The sequence below is a fragment of the Pedobacter nutrimenti genome, assembly GCF_032678445.1.
GTDB lineage: Bacteria > Bacteroidota > Bacteroidia > Sphingobacteriales > Sphingobacteriaceae > Pedobacter > Pedobacter nutrimenti_A.
This window is the reverse complement of sequence record NZ_JAVTSQ010000004.1, coordinates 342398-367552: the sequence shown is the minus strand read 5'-3', so window position 1 is coordinate 367552 and position 25155 is coordinate 342398. Positions and strand designations below refer to the sequence as shown.

General features: G+C 40.9%; 21 protein-coding genes. 6 read left to right on the top strand and 15 right to left on the bottom strand.

What is annotated here, in order from left to right; all coding sequences use genetic code 11:
* Positions 1–223 precede the first annotated feature (223 nt).
* Together R2S08_RS09095 and R2S08_RS09090 are read left to right on the top strand one after the other, a co-directional pair.
* A complete protein-coding gene (locus R2S08_RS09095) occupies positions 224–787 on the top strand; it encodes a Crp/Fnr family transcriptional regulator (RefSeq protein ID WP_316834865.1) in 564 nt (187 codons plus the stop codon).
* Between the two features lie 123 nt (positions 788–910).
* A complete protein-coding gene (locus tag R2S08_RS09090) occupies positions 911–1591 on the top strand; it encodes a type 1 glutamine amidotransferase domain-containing protein (protein ID WP_316834864.1) in 681 nt (226 codons plus the stop codon).
* A gap of 41 nt (positions 1592–1632) precedes the next feature.
* Here R2S08_RS09090 and R2S08_RS09085 read toward each other — a convergent pair whose 3' ends face one another.
* The 11 genes from R2S08_RS09085 to R2S08_RS09035 all read right to left on the bottom strand — a co-directional run bounded on the left by R2S08_RS09085 (position 1633) and on the right by R2S08_RS09035 (position 19043).
* A complete protein-coding gene (locus R2S08_RS09085) occupies positions 1633–3999 on the bottom strand; it encodes a PDZ domain-containing protein (protein WP_316834863.1) in 2367 nt (788 codons plus the stop codon).
* Between the two features lie 105 nt (positions 4000–4104).
* Entirely contained in the window at positions 4105–4398 is a 294-nt protein-coding gene (locus tag R2S08_RS09080) for a hypothetical protein (protein WP_316834862.1), read from the bottom strand.
* A gap of 54 nt (positions 4399–4452) precedes the next feature.
* A complete protein-coding gene (locus R2S08_RS09075) occupies positions 4453–5172 on the bottom strand; it encodes a pirin family protein (RefSeq protein WP_316834861.1) in 720 nt (239 codons plus the stop codon).
* A gap of 84 nt (positions 5173–5256) precedes the next feature.
* Complete coding sequence (locus tag R2S08_RS09070) at positions 5257–6486, bottom strand: glycoside hydrolase family 27 protein (RefSeq protein ID WP_316834860.1); 1230 nt, start codon at positions 6484–6486, stop codon at positions 5257–5259.
* An 11-nt stretch (positions 6487–6497) separates the two neighbouring features.
* Positions 6498–8834, bottom strand: a complete 2337-nt coding sequence (locus tag R2S08_RS09065; protein WP_316834859.1) for a glycoside hydrolase family 95 protein — start codon at positions 8832–8834, stop codon at positions 6498–6500.
* Between the two features lie 156 nt (positions 8835–8990).
* Complete coding sequence (locus R2S08_RS09060) at positions 8991–10199, bottom strand: DUF4998 domain-containing protein (protein WP_316834858.1); 1209 nt, start codon at positions 10197–10199, stop codon at positions 8991–8993.
* A gap of 110 nt (positions 10200–10309) precedes the next feature.
* Positions 10310–11536 carry a DUF5000 domain-containing lipoprotein gene (locus tag R2S08_RS09055; RefSeq protein WP_316834857.1) on the bottom strand — a complete coding sequence of 409 codons (1227 nt, stop codon included), beginning with the start codon at positions 11534–11536 and terminating at the stop codon, positions 10310–10312.
* A gap of 19 nt (positions 11537–11555) precedes the next feature.
* Positions 11556–13490 (bottom strand): RagB/SusD family nutrient uptake outer membrane protein, encoded by a 1935-nt coding sequence (locus tag R2S08_RS09050; RefSeq protein WP_316834856.1) that lies wholly within the window; start codon positions 13488–13490, stop codon positions 11556–11558.
* Between the two features lie 21 nt (positions 13491–13511).
* Positions 13512–17063 (bottom strand): TonB-dependent receptor, encoded by a 3552-nt coding sequence (locus R2S08_RS09045; protein ID WP_316834855.1) that lies wholly within the window; start codon positions 17061–17063, stop codon positions 13512–13514.
* Positions 17064–17227: 164 nt separating this feature from the next.
* A complete protein-coding gene (locus tag R2S08_RS09040; protein ID WP_316834854.1) occupies positions 17228–18385 on the bottom strand; it encodes a FecR family protein in 1158 nt (385 codons plus the stop codon).
* A 76-nt stretch (positions 18386–18461) separates the two neighbouring features.
* On the bottom strand, positions 18462–19043 hold the full coding sequence (locus R2S08_RS09035; RefSeq protein WP_316834853.1) for an RNA polymerase sigma-70 factor: 582 nt from the start codon (positions 19041–19043) through the stop codon (positions 18462–18464).
* A 132-nt stretch (positions 19044–19175) separates the two neighbouring features.
* On the opposite strand from R2S08_RS09035, the gene R2S08_RS09030 reads away from it, so the two are divergent.
* Positions 19176–19472: a pyrimidine/purine nucleoside phosphorylase gene (locus R2S08_RS09030; protein ID WP_316834852.1), complete on the top strand. Its 297-nt coding sequence runs from the start codon at positions 19176–19178 to the stop codon at positions 19470–19472.
* Positions 19473–19505: 33 nt separating this feature from the next.
* Here the strand turns inward: R2S08_RS09030 and R2S08_RS09025 are convergent, their stop codons facing one another.
* The gene (locus tag R2S08_RS09025) at positions 19506–20036 is read right to left on the bottom strand and encodes an RNA polymerase sigma factor (RefSeq protein ID WP_316834851.1); all 531 of its coding nucleotides are present in this window, start codon (positions 20034–20036) and stop codon (positions 19506–19508) included.
* A 345-nt stretch (positions 20037–20381) separates the two neighbouring features.
* Here R2S08_RS09025 and R2S08_RS09020 point away from each other — a divergent pair, with 345 nt between their 5' ends.
* Positions 20382–20630 carry a hypothetical protein gene (locus R2S08_RS09020; RefSeq protein WP_316834850.1) on the top strand — a complete coding sequence of 83 codons (249 nt, stop codon included), beginning with the start codon at positions 20382–20384 and terminating at the stop codon, positions 20628–20630.
* 28 nt (positions 20631–20658) lie between these two features.
* Here the strand turns inward: R2S08_RS09020 and R2S08_RS09015 are convergent, their stop codons facing one another.
* Positions 20659–21081 carry a VOC family protein gene (locus R2S08_RS09015; RefSeq protein WP_316834849.1) on the bottom strand — a complete coding sequence of 141 codons (423 nt, stop codon included), beginning with the start codon at positions 21079–21081 and terminating at the stop codon, positions 20659–20661.
* A gap of 270 nt (positions 21082–21351) precedes the next feature.
* On the opposite strand from R2S08_RS09015, the gene R2S08_RS09010 reads away from it, so the two are divergent.
* Both R2S08_RS09010 and R2S08_RS09005 read left to right on the top strand, forming a co-directional pair.
* The gene (locus tag R2S08_RS09010) at positions 21352–21891 is read left to right on the top strand and encodes a CHRD domain-containing protein (RefSeq protein WP_316834848.1); all 540 of its coding nucleotides are present in this window, start codon (positions 21352–21354) and stop codon (positions 21889–21891) included.
* Positions 21892–22046: 155 nt separating this feature from the next.
* On the top strand, positions 22047–23360 hold the full coding sequence (locus R2S08_RS09005; protein WP_316834847.1) for a BamA/TamA family outer membrane protein: 1314 nt from the start codon (positions 22047–22049) through the stop codon (positions 23358–23360).
* On the opposite strand, the gene R2S08_RS09000 is transcribed toward R2S08_RS09005, so the two are convergent.
* Entirely contained in the window at positions 23357–23839 is a 483-nt protein-coding gene (locus tag R2S08_RS09000; RefSeq protein ID WP_316834846.1) for a gluconokinase, read from the bottom strand. The genes R2S08_RS09005 and R2S08_RS09000 overlap by 4 nt on opposite strands.
* Complete coding sequence (locus R2S08_RS08995) at positions 23836–25152, bottom strand: gluconate:H+ symporter (protein ID WP_316834845.1); 1317 nt, start codon at positions 25150–25152, stop codon at positions 23836–23838. The genes R2S08_RS09000 and R2S08_RS08995 overlap by 4 nt, the downstream gene beginning before the upstream one ends.
* Positions 25153–25155 lie beyond the last annotated feature (3 nt).

Below are 25155 nucleotides of genomic sequence, written 5' to 3'. Positions count from 1 at the left end.
GCAGTGAATTGACCAGGTAATAACTAGAGAGGAGTACATTTTTTTTCATGTGGTTTGGTTAGTTTGAGGAATAGATTTGAAATTTGGTTATTGAGCGTTAGTCAAAACTATCTCATTAAGCTTCTAAAAAAGATGAAAAATCTAAATAAAAGGGTAGACAAATGAAAAGCTTAGCGTTATTTCCCTTATAATTGCAATCCCGATCTAAAAATTAGCATCCCTGATGAAACAGTTGCTCAAAGCACATTTTGAAAAAATAATTCCCATTTCAGATGAAGTATTTGACTACGTTTTCTCACATTTCACTTATCGGAAATTCAAAAAACATCAATACCTGGTTCAGCAGGACAACAAAATAGAAAATGAATTCTGGGTAATCAAGGGTTTGCTGAAGTCATTTTATATTGATGAAAACGGACGGGAACATATTCTGCAATTTGCCATGGAAGACTGGTGGATCTCTGACTACCATGCACTGGTCAATAAAACCCCGGCTAGCTTAAATATTGACTGCATTGAAGATTGCGAGGTCTATGTATTGTCTTATGAAAACCGGGAAAAACTTTGCCGGGAAATTCATGAGATTTCTAATTTCTTTCTTAAAAAAACCGGTGGCGGCTATATTGCATTACAGCAACGGATCCGGCTTCTGCTCTTTAAAAATCCTCAGGAACGATATGATCGTTTACTGCAATTAAACTCTTCCCTCCTGCAGCGCATCCCTAAAACATTACTGGCCTCGTATCTGGGTGTTTCGCGCGAAAGTCTCAGCAGGCTCAATCACTAAGGATGTGATCCAGATCACAGTTTTTTTGTGTGTTCACTCAACTGCTATTTCTGCATACCTGTTTAACTTTGATCAACAAAATCAAACAAAGATTGTAGTATAGTTAAATAAATGAAAATAATTATGAAAATACTGATTGTCTTAACATCACATAGCGACCTGGGCAATACAGGCGAAAAAACAGGCTTCTGGGTAGAAGAGTTTGCTGCCCCTTATTATGTATTGGCCGATGCTGGTGCTGAACTCACCATCGCATCACCAAAAGGAGGTCAGCCACCCATTGACCCCAAAAGTGAATTGCCCGATTTTCAAACAGCAGCAACGCATAGATTTGACAAGGATCAGGTATTAAAAGAAAAACTAGCCCATACCGTAAAACTAAGCGAAGTAAAAGCTGAAGATTATGATGCTGTTTTCTATCCAGGTGGCCACGGGCCGCTTTGGGACCTTGCAATTGACCCCAATTCGATCCAGCTGATTGAAGCTTTCAACCATCAGGAAAAACCAATTGCCTTTGTATGCCACGCTCCGGGCGTGTTGATCAAAGTAAAAGGGACTGATGGCGATCCTTTAGTTAAAGGAAAACAAGTAACGGGCTTCTCCAACAGTGAAGAAGCTGCCGTTCAATTAACAGATGTTGTGCCATTTTTAGTTGAAGATGAACTGAAAAAACTTGGCGGCACCTATAGCAAAGGAGCCGATTGGGGATCCTATGTTCTAAAAGACGGCCTGCTGATTACCGGGCAAAATCCAGCTTCATCAGAAGAAGCCGCAAAGGAACTGTTAAAAGTCCTGAAAAAATAAACATACCGTTAAAATAAGCCGGACTTGATGAAAGGTCTGGCTTATTTCAATTTCAGTACAAGCTCCCTCACTTTCTGATTCCGCATAATTTCTATAGCAACAGAAGGTTTTCGTTTCTGCGACTCAACTACCTCCTGTAAATCCTGTACAGTGACCATCTCCTTCCCGGCCACAGCCCGGATCACATCTTTATCCTGAAGACCAGATTGAGAAAGCAAACTATTTTTGCCGGCACGAACGATAATGACACCCTTCTCATCAGGAAGCCCGTACACGGATCGGTCTCCCAACCCGTTCACCGATTTAATTTCCCCTCCAAGAAACGGAATAACGGCGAAACCGTCAGCGGAACCAGACGTCTGCAAAAGCGGAGAAATTTCCGGCTGCAGTGCAATTTTCTTCAAGGATGCTTTTTGAACACCAAACTGATTCATAGGTATATTCTTGAAACCTACAGCCAGTGCAGGCGAATTCGGCATTAAAGTATAATCTCCTTTATCTGCATTTTTAAACCTGACATCTCCCGAAATACTATGCCTGTCTGTACCTGAATTTTGTGCCTGACCGAGATCGGCTGCATTAAAAAACACATTATAATCTATCCTTTTACCCCAATCCTTAATCCGGATTGGAAAATAATTTTTCGTCACAATATTGCGCTCAAACACGTCTCCGCTATTTTCAAACCACACATGCGGATGGAAAGAATTGTTGATGATGATGTTGTTTTGGACAACCCGGTAAAAGCCTTCCCGCAATTTTAAACCTCCATTTAAACATATATTGTTGTAAATATGATAATTCGAAGAACCATCATCCAGGTCAATGTCCCAGCCGTGATCGCAGCGGAAACGGTTGTTATGCATCAAGACCGGCTTTCTGGCATCAAGCAAGATCAGTTCCGGATGGACTTTTACAATACTGTCCATATATCCTCTGTCAGGATTCCAGAAACGATCCCTTCCCCAAGAATTAAATGCGCCATGGTCTCCAGTTTCCTGAACCGTATTAAACACGTCATTAAAAGCAATGACATGCCCTCCCCAGCAACCATCACCAATATTAATTCCGGCTCTAGGTGTATTGTAAATGCTGTTATGACTGACCGTAATCGAAGAAGACATATCAATTTCCACACCGGTCGCTTGCTTTTCAATTTCGCCTAAGTGATGAAACAGATTATTATCAACCACACAATCCTGCGGATAATCGTTATTAAGCGGACCGGGTGTTTTGTCAATTTTATCATAAGTCAGTGATTCATTATAATTAAAAAGCGGAGAACGCACAGCACTTTTATTTCCTACAAAACACACTGCACTCGCACCTATATGAGCCACATAACAACCTGTAACACTGTCTTTCAGATTATAATTACTCAACATAATCGCATTTCCACCCAAACCGGTAAAACTGCAATTCGTTATTTTACAATTTGCGGTACCATCAAAAAGAACCGCACCACCACGATATATGGTCCAGTCACTCCTCAGCAAAGGCTCTTTAGTATCCATAAAGCTCCGTTCGTTATGCTCAAAAGTCAATCCTTTCAATTCCACATTCCGAACAGGTTGCGATAAACTCCCTTTCAATTCAATACTGTTTTTAAGATGAGATACCTGTACAAGCACTGTTTTCAAATTCACATTACCACCCGGATAATAAAACAGTGTTTCATTTTTTCTATCCAGATACCATTCTCCAGGATAGTCCAGCTCCTCCATAATATTCTCTACAAAGCGGTACTGTTTGTGCATCTCAGAGGGCCTGTTGTTTTGCCACCCACCTTCCAGACTTAATTTTCCATTTTCATCTTTACCTGTAATGAGATAATCCCAGCTGCCCCATTCACCAGCATGTAAAGCATGGACATATCCTCCGGTAGGATTTTTCCAACCCTGCACCCTTTTTGAGTCAATAGCATCGCTCGCCGTACCATTAAAAACCCTTGCTTTTGGATCGTAATTTGGATATCTGGCCATTTGCTGCACCATTCCGTTGATATAAAGACGTTCAAATACCATGCCCGCAGGTACTTTCGCCTGATATATTCCATCCCGAAAAGGTTCCCAGTTCAGATCGAGCTTCCGGCCCGCACTAATCACCACCTTTTCCTGTGCATAACTTTCCATCTTTAAAGATCTGCACTTCAAGTCCTTTGAATTCAAAAGAATAGTTTTATCCAAATAATAGGTCCCGGACCTCAGTAAAATCCTTACATCCGTACCTTTAAGGCTCTGACAGACAAATAAAGCTTTAGATAAAGATTTGTATGGAGATCTTATAGTGCCAGAATTATGATCACTCCCATTTACCGAAACAAACACCTCCTTAAGCTGTTTTGGAACTTCAGATTTCGCCCAGACAGCAGACAACATAAAAACCAGCACTAAAAAATAACGCACCATAAGTTATAAATATATTCTATAGGCATGAAGGTCTGCAATTCGGGTGAATTTAAATTACTGTATTTTGGCAAAACAGTATGCGATATAAAGAATAACGGCGGGAAGCTAAATCGCCGCCATGATTTCACCATAAAGCAATCCGCTACCGCCCCCATAATGCTGAATAATCTTCAAAGACGGATGGATTTGAAGTAAGCGTTTTCGGAGTTCCTGTTCCTCACCATCCAAAATCCCATTTCCCAATAACACCAGATCGATCACCTGTTCTGAACAAATGGCCAAAGCCTCTTCATCAGAACAAGCAGTTAAACCTGTCCATTCTTCTCTTGCATTTAACAACCGGCCCACGGTCGCGGTAATTTGTGCATCCCTGCCAATATATAGAATTGTAAGCATCATCGTCTAAAATAAAAAGCCCCCGCAGTTAAAGGCTGTGGGGGCTAAATTTACATATTATATATTCATCGGGATATCCATTAGCAATACTTCAGCTCCAGCTGTGTTCGCTTTAAATTGAATGGATTCAGTATCCCAAACACCCAACCCATCTCTTTTATTCAAAACCTGACCATCTATAGTGACCTCACCATTAATAACAAAGGCATAAACACCGTTTCCACTTTTTTTGATCTTATAAGTGGTTTCAAAACCCTCATCAAATTTACCCAGTGAGAACCAGGCATCCTGGTGGATCCATACCCCGGCATCATCCGGATCTGGCGATAGAATTTGCTGAAAATTATTGTGTCTTTCCTCTACATTCAATGTAATCTGACCATAACGAGGCGCTACATTTTTTGCATTTGGAAACAACCAGATCTGCAGCAAGTTGACCGCTTCACCTTTATTTGCATTATACTCACTATGATATACACCTGTACCGGCGCTCATCACCTGCACATCTCCATGCTGAATTGTAGAGGAGCTACCTAAACTGTCCTCATGTGCCAGTGCTCCTGTTAAAGGAATCGTAATAATCTCCATGTTATCATGAGGATGTGTACCGAAACCTCTCCCGCCATCAATAATATCGTCATTCAGCACCCTTAAAACCCCAAAATTCATTCTTTCAGGATTATAATAATTAGCAAAACTAAATGTATGATGCGCATCTAACCATCCATGATTGGCATGGCCCCTGGTATCAGCTCTGTGCAAAACAAATTGTGACATAAATTTCCTTTCTTTTATATAGTACAAATGTACCGCAGCAATTGTTCTGGCACATTGATCTAGGGTAAGAAATCAATCACATCATCATTTGATATTTTTCAGGCGGAAGACCTTCGTTTCATGCCTATTTACCTGTCCCTTCCATTTTTTTCCTTTTGCAACCGTCTTATGAGCCCATAGATCTCTTACTGTGTAACTTTCGTTCAGTCCCAGATCAGCAAACTTCAAATCCGCAGTTTGAACAGCATCACTTCTGTTTAAAACAGCCACAGCATAATCTCCGTTAGCAAGAGGCTTAACTAAAATTGTCCAGACAGCATCATTCACTTTCCGGACAGCTTGTTTTCCCAGGGGATCCTGATTAAGCTGGATCACTTCGGTATTGAGTAAAATCCGTTTGGTCTGTTCATCCATGGTACGAAGATCGTTGGTAGCCGCCAAAGGAGAAGTTAAAATACTCCACAAACTCATTTGGCTCTGGTATTCCGCAGTACTGCATCCAGTCCCGCCTAAATCGCCCGATGGTCCTTTTTTACCATTCAAACCAACTACCAGCATATCCATGTCATTCCAGTGCCCTATACCAGCATATTGGTCCAGTCCGGCATTTACATCTATAATGTCCAATATTCCTTCTCCTCCTTCTTTCTCCGATCTTCTTTTCCATTTATCCCGCACGTCACCTGTTGTTCTCCACAATTGTCCGCCGGCCTCTGCAGCCCACAACCAGGGTTTACGATCCCCCCACTCACAAATACCAAAAGCAATCTCCCTACCGCTTTTCCTTAATGCATCTGCCATTGTTTTATATCGGTGTTTGGCAGTCTCCGCATCCGGTGGCGCACCACAATAATCATATTTCAGGTAATCAATACCCCAGGAGGCAAAAGTTTTGGCATCCTGTTCCTCAAAGCCTAAACTTGCAGTATATCCGGCACAAGTTAAAGGTGCAGCATCAGAATAGATACCCAACTTTAAACCTTTGCTGTGCACATAATCTGCAAGCGCTTTAATCCCCGAAGGAAATTTCTGAGGATCAGCAATGATATTATTCCGGTTGTCCCTGCCACCCTGCCATCCATCGTCAATAAATATGTAACGATATCCTGCATCACGCATCCCCGTTTTAACCAGGGCATCTGCCATTTCCATAATCTCCTTTTCGTGGATCTGATCAGCAAAATAATTCCAGGTCATCCAGCCCATTGGTGGTGTTGCAGCAAGCATATTTCCGTTAGCAGATTTAACCTGCGCAAACGTTTGTTTCTGCGTTAAAGCAAGCAATAGCAACAAATACAATATTTTTTTTCTCATTTCTTTATGGGTTAAAGTATTGAAGTTAATACTTCCTGGATTTTTCCGTTCAATTTAATGCTAATTTTTTCTGGCTTACGAGAAGAAATCTTGTAAGAAACCACTTTCCCATCTTTCCATTTGAAATCGACTGTGAAGTTCCCTCTCGCTTTTAAACCCTTGATATCCCCTTGTTTTTTCCAGGCATCCGAAAGAGCAGGCAACAATTCAATATAACCATCATGGCTTTGCAAAAGCATTTCAGCAAAACCTGCTGCAGCCCCGAAGTTTCCATCAATTTGAAAAGGCGGGCCGGCAGAAAGCATATTTGGATAAACCCCTCCTCCTGCGCCATAGTTGATATCTGTTCCAAACTTAGGTTTCAATATTTCCCTGAATAATTTAAAAGCCCGGTTGCCATCATGAAGTCTGGCCCAAAACAATAGTTTATACGCAATACTCCAGCTGGGGCCATCGTCTCCCCTTACTTCGAGTGTTTTCTTTGCCGCCTCTGCAAGCTCCGGAGTTGATGATGGCGTAATTAAAGAAGCAGGGTAAAGTCCGTATAAATGAGAAATATGCCGATGCTGCAGTTCAGTCTCTTTATAATCTTCCAGCCATTCCTGGATCCTTCCGTCTTTACTAACAACACCCGGAGGAGGTACAGATTTTAGTTTCTCTTCCAGCTCATGTCTGAATTCCGGATCAACATTTAATCGTTTAGATGCTGTAATCACATTGCCAAACAACTCCCTTACAATCTGATTATCGATCGTTGGCCCCATACAGATACTCGCTGTTTTTCCATTTGGCAAATAAAAGGTATTTTCTGGTGATACTGAAGGTGAAGTGACCAGCCAACCAGTTTTTGGGTCTTTAGTCAGAACACTCTTATAGAATTCTGCAGAACCTTTTAAAATAGGATAAATACTTTTCAAATAAGCAATGTCATTACTAAATGCATAATGATCCCATAAATTATTGCACAACCACCCTGATCCCGCATTAGACGCACCCCATGAGGCACTTTCCCCCGGTTCTGTAAAACCCCAAACATTTGTAATCACGTGAGCAATCCATCCATCTGCATGATAATAAGTTTTAGCCGTTCTTTCTCCCGGTTTAACCAAACCCCGAACCAGCTCAACTAAAGGCAAATTCAATTCCGATAAATTGGCCACTTCCAGCGGCCAGTGGTTCATCTGCACGTTCACATCCAAATGGTAATCGCCGTTCCAGGGGGTATTGATCTCTTTAGCCCATAAACCCTGCAAATTTGGAGGTAACAGCCCTACTCTGGTACTGCTGATGCTTAGATATCGCCCAAACTGGAAGAAAAGCGAGGCAAGCGCAGGATCGTTACCATAGTTCTGATAAAATCCCTCTAACCTTTTAATTGTCGTAAGCCCCGAAGAACTGCCTTCGCCAAGGTCAATGCTGACTCTTTTGAACAACTTACTGAAGTTATTGATATGCTTGCTTTTTTCTAATTCATACGGTTTTTTTATAGCAGAAGCTAAAAGCTGTTTTGTCTTTTCCTTAAATGGAAAGTTTTTAAAACTAGTACCCGCAGAAATATAAATGATCACTTCTGTAGCCCCTTTAATCACCAAGGCATCACTTTCAGCACGGATGGTACCGTCTTTTAATTTAGCATTTACCCTGGCCAGATACTGCATTCCTTTTCCATCAGTTCCATTATCCAGCTGGCCAGACATTTGTAGTTCTTGTCCTTCCGTTTTAACCGCATAACGCTCCGGCCTGTTCATTGAAATACGGCAGTTCAACTGTCCGGGCTTATTTGCAGTGAGTTTGACTATACTTACATCATCATCAAAACTGGTAAAATATTCTCTTTTATATTGAACACCATTGAGCGTAAAACTACTGGTCGCCAATGCCTTATCCAACAACAACTCCCTATGGTATTGTTTCACGTCCGGCTGCCCTGATCCTGCACCATTATAGTTAAAATCAATTTCCAATGCACCCATGGTTTGGTATTTTCCCCACTGAGCTCCTCCGGACCCTGGCCCTTTGCAAACAAAATCCCTGTTCACCAATGCCTGGGCCTCCTCATTTTTACCTTCCATAATGAGTTTTCTGATCTCAGGAAGGCTTTTATAAGCGTCATAATTATTTGCATCCTGAGGGCTTCCAGACCATAGGGTAATATCATTGAGTACAATCTTCTCTTTTAATATCCCCCCATCAGGTGTCATTCCAAGTCTGCCATTACCAAGTGGCAGCGTTTCTTCCCACATTTTCGCAGGCTGATCAAACCACAATTTCAGTGGCTTTTGCTGGGCAATTACCGGAGAAAAGGCTAGGTAACTCAGGCAAAATACAGTCAACATTTTTTTTGTCATTTGTGTGTTCTTAAGTATACAGGTAAAAGTCTGGGTATAAGCAGGTAATCAACCTCTCGTATACCCAGACTTATTTATTTTGGTTATCCAGCGTAAAAATAAAGACGCTGATGTTTTAGAAAATGGACAAACCTTCAATAATAATGGACAATACTCTTATTGTTTGTTCCAGAAACGAATTTCGCTCATATTGCTGTAGTTCCCATCTCCGGTTGTTACATGTTTAATCCGAATTCTGATATAACGGATTGGCTTTCCATTGTTATCCAGATCAGCTGTAACCGCATTTTTTCCGTCGTCACCACGAACCACCTCTTTTAACAAGGTCCATCCTTTAGCTATGGATTCATCCTTCCAGCCTGAGTTTGTAGCCCGGAGACTCGTCGCCGCATTGGTAATATCATCAATGCCCCAGACTTCAAAGTCATCCGGATTATTACAGCAGTCCCTTCCGGTTTCTTCAATCCTGGCTAAATTATCATATACTTTTCCAAGATCAAATGTAATGGTATGCGGCATTCCACTACTTCCATCACTATGAAAAATATTGGGATAACCCTGAGGTCCAACACTCCCATCCCATAATTTACTGATACTGGTTCCCGACTCATATGTACCGGCGTCGTTAGGCAAATGCACTTCCTTAAACAACAATCTGTCGCAGAGCACATAGCTGTAAATTCTTGGAAATGTAGAATAAGCCGAAACAATAAAAGTATCCAATGAACCTCTGTCAGGGATATAAGACGAACGATATTGGACATCAGTACCGAGCTTATAATCGCGCAAATAAATAGAACTGCTGTCCGGTCTCAGGTTCTTTTCAACCACCGTACCAGCCACATTGGTGTATTTAATCACCGTATTGATATTGATCGTATCCGGAGGATTAAAATTCAAAACCAATGATCCATTTGTATTGAGCGTATAAGGATTGCTTGCATTATATGGTCTGTTTAACAAGCCCCCCTGATATATTGGCCCATATACCTTTACATTATCGACTTGTTTTGGAATGGATTTATTGCCTTTAGCATCATAAGAATAAACGGTAAAGGAGTACACAAATTCCTGAAGGTTTGGAATGGTAACAGAAACGCTGTCTGTTTTACCATTGATGGCCACGATCTGAGAATCCCGTTTATTGTTCCAGTAGATCACATATTTTACGATACTGGGGTCCGTACTGGATTTCCACTTCAATAGCGTACGCAAATTCCCAGGCCTGTTGATCACTCCATCAACACTACCGGTATACACAATTTCATGACCACCAAAAAAGTCTTTGAAATCGGTCTGTTGCTTCTTGCAGCTCAGCACAACAAAGAGCAGAACTGAACCGACTAAAAATATAAGATTTTTCATTAGAATATAATTAATTTTTAAGGTTATGAAGCTATCATAAGCATATTCATTGCTGTTTGTAAGCGGTATGTTTATGATGGTTTCGTATTGTTCTATTTTATAAAAATTGATTATTGTGCAACCCCGAAAGGCGTAATTTCCATCAAATGCGCAGCGGCTACATTTCCCCAGGTCGTTGCCACAGCAATCCTTAAATACTTAACTGAAGGTGCCTGAAAAGGAACTTTAAAGCTGACGCCTTTTTTAACAAAATCCTCGTCGGCCGATGTAGTTGCCCCCGGACGATTACCTGATGGCGGATCAGGAAAAACGAAATTCCCTAAATTCACCCAATTCCCTATAACTGTTCCTTCGGGGGCTCTCACAGGAAGCTTAATATCCTGAGGACTTGACGAATTTGTTCCCCATAAAGAAAATTCTTTTGGATTTCCATAGTTGTAAGTATAGCCACTTCCAATCCTCTGATACAGAACAAAGCGACTTAACTTATACGTTTTTCCTATACCAAAACTACAAGTAAAGGGTAACGGTTCCCCAAACTTAGTGTGCCACCCGTTTCCATCTAATTTGTTATCCCATAAGTATGGAACTGCCCAACCAAAATCCGTAGGCGTATCGTTGTTCAGATTTAGAGCATTGAATTTACTTTTATCCATGGCTTCCTCAAAGAGCGGTGTCAGGCTTTTTTGTAAGGTATCGGAAATATTCCCCCATTTATCCGTTACATAAACCCCAAACCTGCGTTCCTCCGATTTGAAGCCCCGAATAGAATAATCAATTTTATCACTCTTTGTAAAATACTGATCCTCAATCTCCATAGCCCCGGTATTCTTGTTGAAGCTTAACATGATAATACCAATTTCCTTTTTTAAAGGATTCAATCCCGTTACATTAACACCGCTAAAATCAGCAGACAACACTAATGTTGGTCTTACAGCACTGTATACCGGTGTTTTTGGATTTACGGTTATTGTAACCGGATCAGACATTACATTTGCCCGTGTAACAGCGTATAAGGTTACTTCGTAAGCCTTTTCTTTAGCAAAGCCATCTACAACAACGGTGTCCGTATAATAAGAAGATTTAGTTTCTCTGGAAGTATTGTCATTAATCTTATATTTAGCCAGTACATACAACAGATTTGGAGAATTTGGAAGATCATAAGTAATATTAGCTCCTCCGTTAAAATTATCAACTTTAATATTGCTTACTGGCAGAGGTTTAGTGGTGTCGCCTGAAATAACCGTATTAAAACCATTATTTTTTTTACATGCTGTTATACCGATGGACAGTATCATCAGACATACAGGCAATATGCATTTTTTTATATTCATCATAATATATAGTGTTATGTGATTACCAATATGGATTTTGTACCAGATTTGTGTTAACTGGCAAATTGCTCGATTTAATAGGCCACAAATAGTCCTTCGTATTAAATACCGGAACAAACAAAGTACGTGCACGATAATAATTCACCGATTGCTCATCATAAATACTCCATCCCTGCATTGGTTTACTCATTACAGACTGTAATTCCTTCCAGCGCCGCAAATCCCAGCCTGGTACAGTTTCAAAAGCCAGTTCAATTCTTCTTTCCTGATGAATAATCTGGCGCAGGCCGGTTTTACTTGTATATTTAGAAGGATTCGTAGAAAGCGCAGAAGTCCAGGCCTCAGCAACTCCCGGGATACCCGCCCTCTGCCTTACTTTATCGATGTAGGGCAATACCTCACCATAGGCTTTTCCTTGCTCATTCAATGCTTCGGCGTACATCAGATACAGATCTGAAAGCCTCATTAAAGGATAATGAAAATCCACCCAGGTGATGTCCCTGTCATAAGTCGTTAAATAATTCACCAGTTTTTTAGGCCAGTACCCGGAGATATTCAGGTGACTCACATCTTTAGGCCCGGCAATACCACTGGTGCCTCTTGCCTGTACATAAAGTGCATTTGAAGGATCGTTTAATACGCCATTACCATACCAGACACCACCATCAAAAGCAATCGAAGAATAAAATCTTGGCTCGCGTTTAAAGTGCGCATTTACCGTTTCATAGCCATTATGAACATAAAACCGATCCGCATTTGCACTCGTTCTCAAAGCATACCTGTTTCTGTAATCCCAGGTTTTATCTTCATCAATTGGCAATCCATTTTCAGTATAAAACAGTTCCTGTTCAGCAATTGGTACAGCAAAAGTACCCTGGGCAACTAAATTTGCAGCCGAAGCTGGTGTCAGCCTTGGCATAGCTCTTTCCTGCTTCCCATAACCATATACCGGATTTATTGCCCATATGAGTTCTGAATTTATCTCCCATTTTTCGGTAACTGCAGTTTGCAAGGTTAAAACCCGCTTTAAAGAATCAGGAAGATTAGAAGGCATATTTGCGGTAGGAATAAAAGTATGCAGGCTCAACCCTGCTCTAGTACAAGCATCCAGTGCCTTAGCACATGCGTCGGCGGCCAGATCCCATTTCTTAGGGTCCACCTGCTGGCTAAACAATTGTTGCCCGTCTTTATTGCTGAACCCTGCATAATCAGGGTTTCCATTAAATAGAGGACTTGCAGCAGTCATTAAAATCTGTGCTTTTACGGAAAGGGCGATCACACTTGTAATTCTTCCCAGTTCCTGCATTTGGTTTTGTATCTGAAGAGGCAGGTCGGGCGCGGCCTCGTCAATTAAATGAACCATGTAATTCACTACTGAGTCTACGGGCTTTCTTTTCACTTTCACCTCTTCGGTAGAACTGGTGATCGGCAGGTCCACATCCGTAATAGGTATAGGTCCGTACATCCGGAAAAGATAAAAATGATAATAAGCCTTTAAAAACTTCACCTCCGCAATCCATCTTTTCTTTTCCGAATCACCCAGATCAATTGGTTTGTTGATGTTTTCAAGCATCGTATTGCAGCGTCTTATCGCTTTAAATATTGCCTCTCCACCTTCAGCACCATCCCAATAATTCAACCCTGGATTATTGGCTGTTTGTGTTCCTCTGATGATGTTAAATCCAACAGGATTAACCCCTTGATTGTCGGTGATTTCCGTCGGTCCGGGGTAAACAATTTCGCCCGAAGTTGCAAAACCCGCGTCAAGCCATGGATATTGAAATTTCTGAAGGGTAGAATAACAGCTAAATAAATAATTCTCCGCTTCATTGCGATTTCTAAATGCATAATCAATGGTGCCCACATTATCTGGCGTAACATTCAGATATTTCTTACAAGAAATTATGGACATCGCCAGAACTACTGCATATAAAAATTTCGAGTATGATGATTTCATGTCTAAATCCTCTTTAAATAATTATAAATTAACATTTATACCCAGGTTATATACTTTCTGAAGTGGGTAAGCAAATCCATTCCCGCCCAATTCAGGATCCCACATGGTAAATGGACTCCAGGTGAGCAGATTAAGTCCGCTGAAATAAACCCTCAGGTTCCTGAGTCTGATTTTGTTTACAAATTTCTTCGGGAGCGTATAACCAAACTCAAGGGATTTCATTCTCAGGAAGCTTCCGTCACGCAGCCACCAGGAACTGTTCTGACGGTTGTTTTCTATCTCCCCCCCATTGGTACCCAGCCTTGGATAGAGCGCATACAGATTCTGGTTATCTTCTGACCAGTGATCGTCTGCATACTGTTTAATCACCTGGGTATTACCAGGCAGCCAGGAATCCGGGCTTTTTATAAACGGACTCGTTCTGGCCGGGTCAATAACAAAAGAAACCCTGGTTTGCCCTTGAAAAAACACATTGAGATCAAAGTTTTTATATCCGGTAGAGAACCCAAATCCATACACAATTTCCGGTACTGTCGGGTTACCCAACCAGGTCTGGTCTTTTGAATCTATAACTCCATCGCCATTCAGGTCCCGGTATTTAATATCACCGCCTCTTGGAGGGGTTCCATTGTTGCTAAATATCTGAGCTGGTGAATTTCTTGCCTCGTTGTCATCAACAAATAAACGCTCTGCTACGTAACCAAAATTTCTATTAAGGGCTACCCCCTGATGAAGGAGATACTTTTCATCAAAATTCGGTTCTTCATATTGAGTGAATTTATTTTTGGCGAAAGTGAAATTGGCCATAGAAGAAATCCAGAAATCGGGCGTAAAATTATGTTTTCCATCAAGAGAAAATTCAATACCCTGAGATTCCACTTTTCCAATATTTGCAGTTATGGGAGCCTCCAACCCCATAGTAGTAGGAATGTCAGATCTGTTTTGCAGGATATCAGATTTATAATTCTTATAAACCTCTGCCGTTAACCTCATATTTTTAAGGAAAGTTAATTCCAGGCCAAGGTTAATCTGTTTAGACACTTCCCAGGTCACATCTCTATTCTCATAATTATTAATAGCAACGCCATTATGACCATAACCGTTATTGGTTCCAAATGCGGCAGAATTACCTCCATTTAAATTAACGTCCGACAAATAGAAAAACCTTCGGTCACTAATCGCATCATTCCCAACCAGACCATAACTGGCCCTGAGTTTCATTCTGTCAATTACATTAGAGAGATTTCCGTAAAACTTCTCACCTGAAACAATCCACGAAGCTCCGATTGTAGGAAAGAAACCAAACCTATGGTTTTCAGAAAAACGTTCTGACCCGTTATAACCAAAGTTAAACTCGAGGAAATAACGACTCTTATAAGCATAAGTTGCACGTCCCGACAAGCCCAGATTCCGGTAAGGTAAAGAAGTAAATAATGTTGATGCGTTGGCATTCAGCTGCTGTTGTTGTGTTCCAATTAACGCTGCACTTACGTTATGATCTTCCCCAAAGTCTTTGGTATAGTCCACAACGCCTTGCAGGTACAGAAAGGTATTTAATGTACTGGCCCCGGCATAATAATTTAAATACTCCCTGGCCTGATCTGGCTTATTGTTGATCCAGTTTAAGGTATATTGATTGGTGGATTTATCATAGGCCTGAACATTATAAAAATAAGGTGCATAAGCCAGCTGAGATTCAAATCTTGCATACCTGTTGGTGCTAAATATGCCTTTGAAATTCAATCCTTTGACAAGGAAATCTAATTTCTGATTCAGTTCCAGCTGCGCAAGCATTCTTGATTCAGAAAATCTTCTGTTTCCTCTTAGCAAGGCCGCGTAAGGGTTAATGTTCTTCACATCCCCGTTCGTTGGTGGTGTGGTTCCGTCTGGCAGGATCGCCCCGTCGGTATTGTTACCAAATAGAATATGTTGTACACCTGCATTGGCCGCATCCGGCTCATAATAGGCCGGAAAATCAACCGGACTGGTGTGTGTTGCAATATTGTACAAATCAGTTGCAAACGATGGATCATTGGTCATCGGCCCCACATACTCATTAAAATTACCAGATAAACGAACCACAAGTTCCGTACTTGGTGTAAGGTCGATATTGATGTTTGACCGCAACTGGTAATTTTTAAAGCTTACATTATTGTTGTTATTGTTCCTGATGTCGGTTCTTAATATTCCATTGTCATTCGTATAAGAACCAGCTATATAATAGCGCGCCACACCACCGCCACCTGAAATATTCAGGTTGGCTCTTTCTGTGCTTGTTCTCTTCTTAAACAGCATATCCATCCAGTTTACTGCTGGATAAACAAAAGCATTACTTCCCGGTAAACCCTTCATTGCGGCAATGGTATTGGCGATCTTATTTGGTGTATAAGGCAATATCGCCGAGGGATTCCTCGTCATCGTAGCCTCATTAAAAAGCCTCATATAAGTGATCGGGTCTGCCAGTTCTAAACTTTTTACAGACTCAGACGAGGAACCTTCCAGTCTAAAGTTGATTTGGGCTTTTCCGTTTTTACCTTCCTTCGTTTTCACAAGAATAACACCGTTTCCACCTCTGGCACCATATAAGGCTGTGGCACTGGCGTCCTTAAGAATGGAAAAACTCTCTATATCGTCCACCTGCAGTCGTGCAAGATCAGAAGAGGTCATCTCCACATTATCAATCAGGATCAAAGGATCTTTTTTATAACCAAATGTAGTTACCCCGCGGATAAAGAAATTGGCATTATCCTGGCCCGGCTGCCCACTTGGCTGAAAGGCAATCACACCGGCAATTTTACCTGCCATGGCCCCCGTCAAATTGCTGGAAGGCACTTTAAGATCTCCTGGACGGACTGTTGTTACAGAGCCAACGATGGCTTCCTTCCGTTGCTTTTGTCCAAGGGCTGTAATCACAACCTCATCTGCCTGGATATTATTCTCTTGCAAACGAATATTAATTACCCTTGTTGTAGAAGAAACGGTAAAGCGCTGCTCTTTATACCCAACATAAGAAAACCTCAGCAAGGTACCCGGCTCCACATCCAGAACAAATTTTCCATTGTTGTCTGTTTGCGTACCCAAATTAGGTTTGTTAACTGCAGCAATCACTACACCAGGAAGAGGTAAGCCCAGGGTATCAGTTACCTTACCCGTGATCGTTATTTTATCTGGTTTTTCAGCATTAGCCTTTAGTTCCTCAGCAACCCGTGGGCTTTGCTTTTCCTTAATCAGGACAGTCTTGTCCTCGATAACATATTCCAGTGACTGGCCTGCAAGACATATTTTGAGCACTTCTTCAAGGCTCTTATTACTGACCTGAATATCAACTGGTTTCTTGGTACTCAATGCCTTTCTTCCATACAAAAAGTCATAGCCGGTCTGGTCATGGATGTCCCGGAATATCTTTTCTAAAGGTGCTTTTTTTGCAGACAGTGTAATGCGCTGAGCGAAACCCGCGGCGCTTACCTGCATCAGCGATGCTATTAAAAATACAGTAATTAGCCGCATAATAAATAATAACTTATGGAAACGCCGCATGGCTAGCCCATGGTTCCCGGTAAAATTTTCATACATTTGGTTAATCTGGTTAGAAGTTAATAAGTGGTTTTATTTCGACTCAATCAGGTACTATATAGCCAGTTGTGTTTGCCGCACTGCTGGCTTTTTCTTTATTTACGCCTGTTGGAGTTGGTGAACCTGCCCCTAATGGGCTGTTCTGATCTGTAGATGTTAAGTAGCTATTTTGTAACGATAATTCTCCTCCCTTCAATTTTAAAATGAACTTTTCCTGTTAATTCTATCAGTCTAAGCACAGCCGAGATGTTCTTTGAGCGGGATATAAAACCACCCAGATCCACATCCGAAGGTGCAGAATCGGTATACACAATATCTACATCATACCAGCGGGCTATCTTCCGCATTTCCGCACGGAAATCATTACTTGCAAAAACAAATTCATCATTTTTCCAGGCCATCTCCGCATTCAAATCTGCCGCTTTAACCTCTATAGCTCCACCTTGCAGAACAGACTGCTGGCCCGGTTTTAAAGTTTCCACCTTTTTTGACAACAGTGCAGCCACCTGAACACTTCCCTCAAGTAAAGTCGTTCTAACTTCAGGCTCATCACTGTAACTACTCAGGTTAAAATGTGTACCCAATACCTCTACACGTTGCGTGGCCGTTTTTACAATAAAAGGCAACCTATCGTGATGATCCTTGCCATTGCTTGAAATTTTGAAAACCTTAGCAACCTCAAAATAACCCTCTCCTGTTAACTCGACCTCCCTTTTCTCCTTAGAGAAACGTGATGGATACCGAAGAGAAGATGCCGCATTCAATAAAACAGTAGTCCCATCGGGCAAATTCACCTGGTATTTCCCTCCTCTAGGCGTTTGAATTGTATTCATTTCCAGACGATCAGAGGCAGAATTACTGTTCTTTTCTGCAACCACTGAATAAATAAGCTTTCCGTCAGAAGACTTTGTAATACGGACACCAGTTTGTGTCAGTACCGTCCCGGTTTTAATATCATTTAAGAGAATCTGTTTGCCGTTTGATAAAATGAGAACCGCATTATTTGATCCCGGTTGAATCGTATTAGAATCCAGCGTTTGGATATCCCGGTGCGCCAGATAAAAATACCCTCCAGCAAACACAGCGATAACAACAGCCGCCACCGCAGCAAGTCTAGGAAAAAAACGAATTTTGGAAGACCGCTCATGTATGGGCAGTTTTTCAAAAATATCCCTGGCCATGAGGTTTATATATTCTTCTGACTGGTCAAATTCACGCTCCTTAAGATCCAGATACCATTTTTCCAATAGTGCCAGTTCTTCCTCCGTACAAGTCTTTTCCCGATATTTTTCCAGCAATTTGCCTGCCTCTGTTTTATTCATATTTGGTTAGGTATACATCCCTCTATATATAACCAAACGGTTAAGCAGACCGCAACAGGTAGAAAAAAATGAAATTTTATTTAAAGTACATCAAAAACAAGATCAACAGCATTTCACCGAATCTGCAACGAAGGGTTTTAAGCGCATTGGTCACCTGCTTTGCAACGGTCTGTTCCGAAATTTGTAATTGCTCAGAGATTTCTTTATGTGTAAAATGGCTTCTCCGGCTAAGTTCAAAAACTTCGCGCATTTTTCGGGGCAAGGCCTGAATCTCCTTTTCAATAGAATTGAGGAGTTCTTTTTCTCTAACCCGATGATCCGTTTCTACTGTTTCAATATCTATAAATTGTTGAAGCGAAGAAATATACCTTGATTTTACATTTTTATGTGCATGATGATCCAGAACCCGGTTTCGGACAACCGTAAAAAGATAAGCAACAAGACTTGAGTTCAGGACGAATACCTCTCTGCGGATCCAAAGATTGGTAAACAGTTCCTGAATCAGATCCCTGGTTTCCTCATCATCATTTAATTTTTTATAGGCATGTGCAAATAATACATTAAAATAACGCTTATAAATCTCCGTGTAAGCAATTTTATCACCATCTCTAAGGAGGGCGACAAGCTCAGCGTCATCTAAATGTTTATATTTGGTCATTCTATAGTATAGTATAGAACAGCAATTATACAATAAAATATTACAAATTAAAAGATTAACTATTAATCTTTTAATGACTATGAAATCAATATTTGTTTCTCATCTTATATATTTGGCAAAAAACAAAAAAAGATGAGCAATACAAACAATCTACTGCCACACCACAGCTATTTTGATGGAAAAGTACAAAGCCTGGGCCTGGAGACAGAACATGGAAAGGCCACGGTTGGCGTCATGAAAGCAGGCACCTATGAGTTTTCTACTTCTTCTCCTGAAAAAATGGTCGTTATTACTGGTATATTAAAAGTCAAATTACCAAATGAAGACTGGACAGCATACAAAGCACAGGAAGAATTTGAAATAGCTGCAGGAAACAAATTTGACGTGATTTGCGATACAGATGCTTCTTATATCTGTTATTATGGATAGTATAGCATACAACACTGAAAACGAAAAGCAGGTCTAACCTGCTTTTCTATAATTATCCTGGTACATTTTTAAGCTCTTCTTTAAAATACCCCTGGCCACATGTATCCTTGTCTTAACCGTCCCCAGTGGAATATTTAATTCCTCTGCAATTTCATGGTATTTAAAACCTTCAAAATATCTGATAAAAGGTATATAATATTCGGGTTGTAACTTTTTGAGCGCGTACTGAATGTCATCCATCATACATTTATTCTCTCCCTCATTTAGCGAGGCACTTTTCTTAAGTTGTGCAGATGAGATCTCTTCACAAACGGTAAAGATCTCACCAGATCTGGAATTCTTTCGATAACTGTTAATAAATGTATTTCTTAAAATTGTGAAAAGCCAGCCCTTCATATTAGTTCCCTCCTCATACAAATCTGAATAACGAATGGCTTTCACCATAGTATCCTGCACAAGATCCCGGGCATCCTCATCATCTCTGGTAAAGGTTAGTGCAAAAGCATGCAGGCTTCCGCTAAAACTATTTAATTGCTGTGTAAAAAGAGTGGTTGCTTGTTTCATAATGTCGAAGATTTTATAAAAAAACTTAAGCAAAACGCATACCAAAAAAATACTGCAAACAACTGATTAACAAAACATTAAACAAAATAATTCCAAAAGATATGTTTTGTTCAACATACTTTACTGCAATCTTACTGTATTTATGTAATTTGCCGCCTCTATCCGGCTTTCAGTTTTATAAAGGTCTTTAACATCGTTTCGTTTTTAATAGGAAAATGTTTTCTATAAACTCGTATAGACAAAGATTGTTTGAATTATTTTTCTTATGATGAATACATTTAGCCCAGAAATCAGGACAAAAGACAAGAAATTTGTTCGTAACTTTGGAAAAGATTAAAAATTCTTATGGCAGTATTACATAGAAAAGAAGAGAAAATAGAAGTTGTGCTTAGTAAACTTCCAAAAGAGTATACAGACCAACAGTTCGTTGAGAAGTTTATACAGCTTTATTCCAAAGACTGGGGCAAAATTAAGGCAAACTACATTAAACACTCCCAGGACAAAGAACCGGGTACAATTATAACCATGCCAAAACCTGAAATTTATTTAAAACAAGTTTTAAAAGCATATCTGGAAAATCTAAAACAGGTATAAGCAATATGCTTATACCTGTTTTTTATTGCTATTGTTTATATTCAAAATTGACCATCCAGTGGATACCAAATTTATCCGTAAACATCCCAAAATAAGCTCCCCAAAAAACTTTACCTAAGGGCATAGTAATTTGCCCACCTGCCGAAAGACCATTAAACAGGTGGTCAGCTTCTTGTTCACTGTCTGGCTTAATTGCAATACTCAAATTATTCCCCTGTTGAACTGTGCCCATCGAAGCAGGCGTATCGCTCCCCATTAACACTGTATCTTTTCCAATAGGTAAAGCCACATGCATGATTTTTTGATTTTCTCCCTCTCCCGGTTGATAATCTTTTGGGACATCTCCAAAACGCATCATCGTAAGGAATTCCCCGCCAAATACAGATTTGTAAAAATTAAAGACCTCTTCACAATTATCTGTGAAAGTTAAATACGGATTCACTGCTGCCATAATATTCTATTTTAAAGGTTAATGCCTGTTGATTAACACAAAAATACCATATTAAACATAAGGAACTGAGGGTATTTTAAGACAAAATTAAGGGCAATTGTGACGGTCAACTTTTATAAACGTAAATTATATTTCAATATGTAGCAACTATTTCAATACTTGCTACGTACACGTAAATAGAAATGAAGATGAGTAAATAGGACCAACCTTCTTTGTATGACCCCGTTTTACTCAATCGGAGTAATTGTGAAACAATCTTACTTGTTCATTATGAAGACTTATTTAAAAACACGGACCTACAGCAAAATTGCTATAGCCGGCATTTTTTTACTTCTGTTCTCGGCCTGTAAAAAGTATGACAACGCACCTGCTGCACCGACACGCAAAACCTATACGGCAAATGTGCAACTAAATGGAGCTACCGAAGTACCTGCAGTGACTACTACAGGCACAGGTACTGCCAACATCACTTATTATTCAGATACCAAAACAATAACTTATACACTCAACTGGCAGCTCGGATCTAGTACAGCAACAACAACAGGCATGCACTTTCACGGATCAGATACCGGCGGCAGTACCACAAGTTCCCCAATTGTGATAGAGATTACTGGCTTTACATCCGCCAGCTCAGGATCACTTTCAGGTACAACAAGAGCATTAACTGACACAGAAGCTGCACAGCTTTTAGCTGGAAAATGGTATGTAAATATCCATAGCTCGACATTCCCGACTGGAGAAATGAGGGCAAATATCACACTTATGAACACCAGCACAGGCACTGGTAGTGGTGGCGGTAACGGTTATTAATTGCCTTTAATCTACAGATGGATCGACTCATTTGTGCCGGAAGTTGATCCATCTGTTGATCCAGTGAAGCGGTACTTATTCATGAAATAAAACTTTTTCTAGATTTCCGGGTTTTAAAACAGACAACTATCTGATAAACAAATAACCTGTAAATTTTGAAATTCAAATCTCTGAAAATTCTATCTCTGACTTTATGCCTGTCCTGGAATGGTTATCTTTATAGTCAAAGCCATGTTTCCTTGGATTCTTTAAAAAAGGATTCTTTACAAAGGGATAGTCTGAAAAAACAAAAACCCGCAGACAGTACAAACAGACAATATGATATTGCAGACTTGCTTCACCATATTTTGCACCCCAATAAAAAGCCAAATCTGCAGCACAAAAAATCAGGAATTACACCCATGCCTAATTTCGCTTACAATCCCAGTATAGGCGCACAAATAGGCATAAAAGCTGTTGCAGGACGTGTATTGGGACATGAGCCCAACACGCTGATGTCTATCGCAGCTACCTCCGCCTCCATTACTACAAAAGGCATTATTTACTTCTATCTAAGCCATAATATCTACACCCCCGGGAACCGGTGGAATTTTCAGGGAAGCCTGGTCGTTGCAAAAACGGTGACACCAGATTTTGGATTAGGTATCGGACGCGCCGCGACCGATAGCGAAGAGGATTTGATTTTAAGCGACCCCGGACGTAAAGGCTATGTCCTTCACGCCCTCTACTATAATTTCAGAGAAAAAGTATACAAGCAAATTCTCGACAATCTTTTTGTTGGCGCAGGAGTTTCTTTCGATGTCAGAAGAAAGATTGAAAATAAAGCAGATACCAGCAATCTGACCCCTTATAATATTTACAGCGACAGACATGGATTTGACCGCGACCACTATTCCTCCAATGGACTTTTGTTCAACCTGCAGTATACCACCCGCGACAATCAAAACCGGGCCTATAAGGGAATGTATGCCGATGCAGGTTTCCGGGTCAACCAAACCTGGATGGGCAGCACCAAAAGTGCCGTGCAATTTAACACTGACTTCAGGAAATACTGGAGCCTTTCCGAAAGAAACCCGGAACACGTGCTGGCCTTCTGGAACTGGGGCTCATATCTGATCAGCGGTGCTCTGCCTTATCTCGAACTGCCTGGCACTGGTAAAGATACAGGCTTCAGAAGCGGAAGAGGTTATACCGTAGGCTATTTTAAGGCCACAAAGTATTTTTACTCCGAACTGGAATACCGTTTTCCAATAACCAGGAACAAATTTCTGAGCGGGGTTACATTTTTCAACATCCAGACCGCCAATGATGATCTGGGAACAAAGCTTTTCCAGCAATGGCAGCCGGGAGGAGGTGCAGGTTTGCGCGTACTCTTTAATAAAGCCACCCGAACCAATCTGTGCCTGGACTACGCATTTGGCAATTACGGTGCACGTGGTTTTTTTCTGGGCTTAAATGAGGCCTTTTAACCAATTTGTATCTGGAGTTGCTCCAGCTGTCGATCCAATGAATCCTTTGCGCAAAGATGAAGGCCATAACCAGGCGGCTCCAGTGTCTCCAATTGAGATTTTAAAAGTAAAGGATTAAAAAAATGTCCTTTTCTATTCACTAAACGCTGTTCTAACGTCTTAAAGTCTGCTTGTATAAACACCCATTTGATCTGTATGCCTTCATTTGCACTTAATATTTGTCTGTACGACTCCTTCAATGCGGAACAGGCAAGTACGGCTCCCTCCGATCTATTCCACAAAACGATATGCCGGGCCAGATCCTGAAGCCAGGGTGCTCTGTCTTCATCGTTCAAAGAGATTCCATTTTTCATTTTTTGAATATTGGATTCCGGATGAAAATCATCGGCATCATAAAAAGGAATCCGCATACGCTCTGCAAATAATTTACCCAGCGTGGTCTTTCCACAACCCGAAACTCCAATAAATATATATATCATATAAACACATTCAAGATCAAAACTCCTATTAAACCGACTACAGACACAATGGTCTCCATTAAAGACCAGGACCTGATGGTATCGCGGATGCTCAGGCCAAAATACTCCTTGAACATCCAGAAGCCCGGATCATTCAAATGAGAAAACATCAAACTCCCAGCACCAGTAGCTAAAACCATCAATTCAGGGCTCACATGGGTAGATTGCATAATAGGAATCGCTATCCCCGCAGTAGTTAAACCTGCAACCGTCGCAGAACCCAAAGCCACCCGTATCGCAGCGGCAATGAACCAAACCAGCAGTAATGGCGAAAATGGCAAAGCCAAAGCCAGCTTCGATATATAATCTCCAATTCCACCATCTACAAGTACCTGCTTAAATGCACCTGCCGCGCCTATAATAAACAACAGCATCGTAATACTTTTTAAGGCTTCTTCTGCCTGATCCATCAAGTCTTTCATCTTCTGCCCCTGCCTTATACCCATGGTATAAATGGCGAAAAAAGTAGAGATCAATAAAGCAATAACCGGATGGCCTATAAATGCAATAAAGGAACCCATGCCCGAACCTTTTTCCAATACAGCCTGTGTAATTGTTGCCAGGCCAATTAAAAAAACAGGGAGAAGGCTCGTTATCAAACTGATGCCAAAGCTAGGCAGTTCATTTTCCGGGCGAAATTCAAGGTTAAAAAGCCCCTTTGGCGGATCTGGTTTAATCTGTTTTAAGGTTCTTGAAAACAAAGGCCCGCCAATAACAATAGCCGGAATACAAATCAGTCCGCCATACATCATCGTCTTGCCTATATCTGCCTTGTATAAAATAGCAATTGCCGTAGCACCAGGATGTGGGGGTAAATAACCATGCGTAACCGAGAGTGCGGTGAGCAAAGGAATAGCTACATACAAAACAGACAAACCCGTTGACGCACAAATCATAAATACAAAAGGGATCAGTACCACAAAACCCACATTATAAAACAAAGGAATTCCAACCAGCAAACCCGTAACCACCATGGCCCACTGCAGATTCTTTACCCCAAAAAACCTGACCATGTGCGTTGTGATCTGCTGCGCTGCCCCACCGTTGGCCAGCAATTTTCCAATCACAGCACCCATGGCTAAAATTAAGGCCAGTTGCCCAAGTGTGCTGCCTATGCCCTCTTCTATAGATTTGACAACTGCAGTGCCTGTCATGCCTTGAAGAAGCCCGGCAGCGATAGAAGTGACGATCAAAGCAAATAAAGCATTGATCTTAAAGACCAGGATCAAACAAAGCAATAACAACACACATCCAATCAGAATTGTCAACAACATATT

Bases quoted from the DNA above. Each gene is read 5' to 3' on its own strand.
- R2S08_RS09095 (WP_316834865.1), top strand. From the start codon at position 224: ATGAAACAGTTGCTCAAAGCACATTTTGAAAAAATAATTCCCATTTCA.
- R2S08_RS09090 (WP_316834864.1), top strand. From the start codon at position 911: ATGAAAATACTGATTGTCTTAACATCACATAGCGACCTGGGCAATACA.
- R2S08_RS09085 (WP_316834863.1), bottom strand. From the start codon at position 3,999: ATGGTGCGTTATTTTTTAGTGCTGGTTTTTATGTTGTCTGCTGTCTGG.
- R2S08_RS09080 (WP_316834862.1), bottom strand. From the start codon at position 4,398: ATGATGCTTACAATTCTATATATTGGCAGGGATGCACAAATTACCGCG.
- R2S08_RS09075 (WP_316834861.1), bottom strand. From the start codon at position 5,172: ATGTCACAATTTGTTTTGCACAGAGCTGATACCAGGGGCCATGCCAAT.
- R2S08_RS09070 (WP_316834860.1), bottom strand. From the start codon at position 6,486: ATGAGAAAAAAAATATTGTATTTGTTGCTATTGCTTGCTTTAACGCAG.
- R2S08_RS09065 (WP_316834859.1), bottom strand. From the start codon at position 8,834: ATGACAAAAAAAATGTTGACTGTATTTTGCCTGAGTTACCTAGCCTTT.
- R2S08_RS09060 (WP_316834858.1), bottom strand. From the start codon at position 10,199: ATGAAAAATCTTATATTTTTAGTCGGTTCAGTTCTGCTCTTTGTTGTG.
- R2S08_RS09055 (WP_316834857.1), bottom strand. From the start codon at position 11,536: ATGATGAATATAAAAAAATGCATATTGCCTGTATGTCTGATGATACTG.
- R2S08_RS09050 (WP_316834856.1), bottom strand. From the start codon at position 13,490: ATGAAATCATCATACTCGAAATTTTTATATGCAGTAGTTCTGGCGATG.
- R2S08_RS09045 (WP_316834855.1), bottom strand. From the start codon at position 17,063: ATGTATGAAAATTTTACCGGGAACCATGGGCTAGCCATGCGGCGTTTC.
- R2S08_RS09040 (WP_316834854.1), bottom strand. From the start codon at position 18,385: ATGAATAAAACAGAGGCAGGCAAATTGCTGGAAAAATATCGGGAAAAG.
- R2S08_RS09035 (WP_316834853.1), bottom strand. From the start codon at position 19,043: ATGACCAAATATAAACATTTAGATGACGCTGAGCTTGTCGCCCTCCTT.
- R2S08_RS09030 (WP_316834852.1), top strand. From the start codon at position 19,176: ATGAGCAATACAAACAATCTACTGCCACACCACAGCTATTTTGATGGA.
- R2S08_RS09025 (WP_316834851.1), bottom strand. From the start codon at position 20,036: ATGAAACAAGCAACCACTCTTTTTACACAGCAATTAAATAGTTTTAGC.
- R2S08_RS09020 (WP_316834850.1), top strand. From the start codon at position 20,382: ATGGCAGTATTACATAGAAAAGAAGAGAAAATAGAAGTTGTGCTTAGT.
- R2S08_RS09015 (WP_316834849.1), bottom strand. From the start codon at position 21,081: ATGGCAGCAGTGAATCCGTATTTAACTTTCACAGATAATTGTGAAGAG.
- R2S08_RS09010 (WP_316834848.1), top strand. From the start codon at position 21,352: ATGAAGACTTATTTAAAAACACGGACCTACAGCAAAATTGCTATAGCC.
- R2S08_RS09000 (WP_316834846.1), bottom strand. From the start codon at position 23,839: ATGATATATATATTTATTGGAGTTTCGGGTTGTGGAAAGACCACGCTG.
- R2S08_RS08995 (WP_316834845.1), bottom strand. From the start codon at position 25,152: ATGTTGTTGACAATTCTGATTGGATGTGTGTTGTTATTGCTTTGTTTG.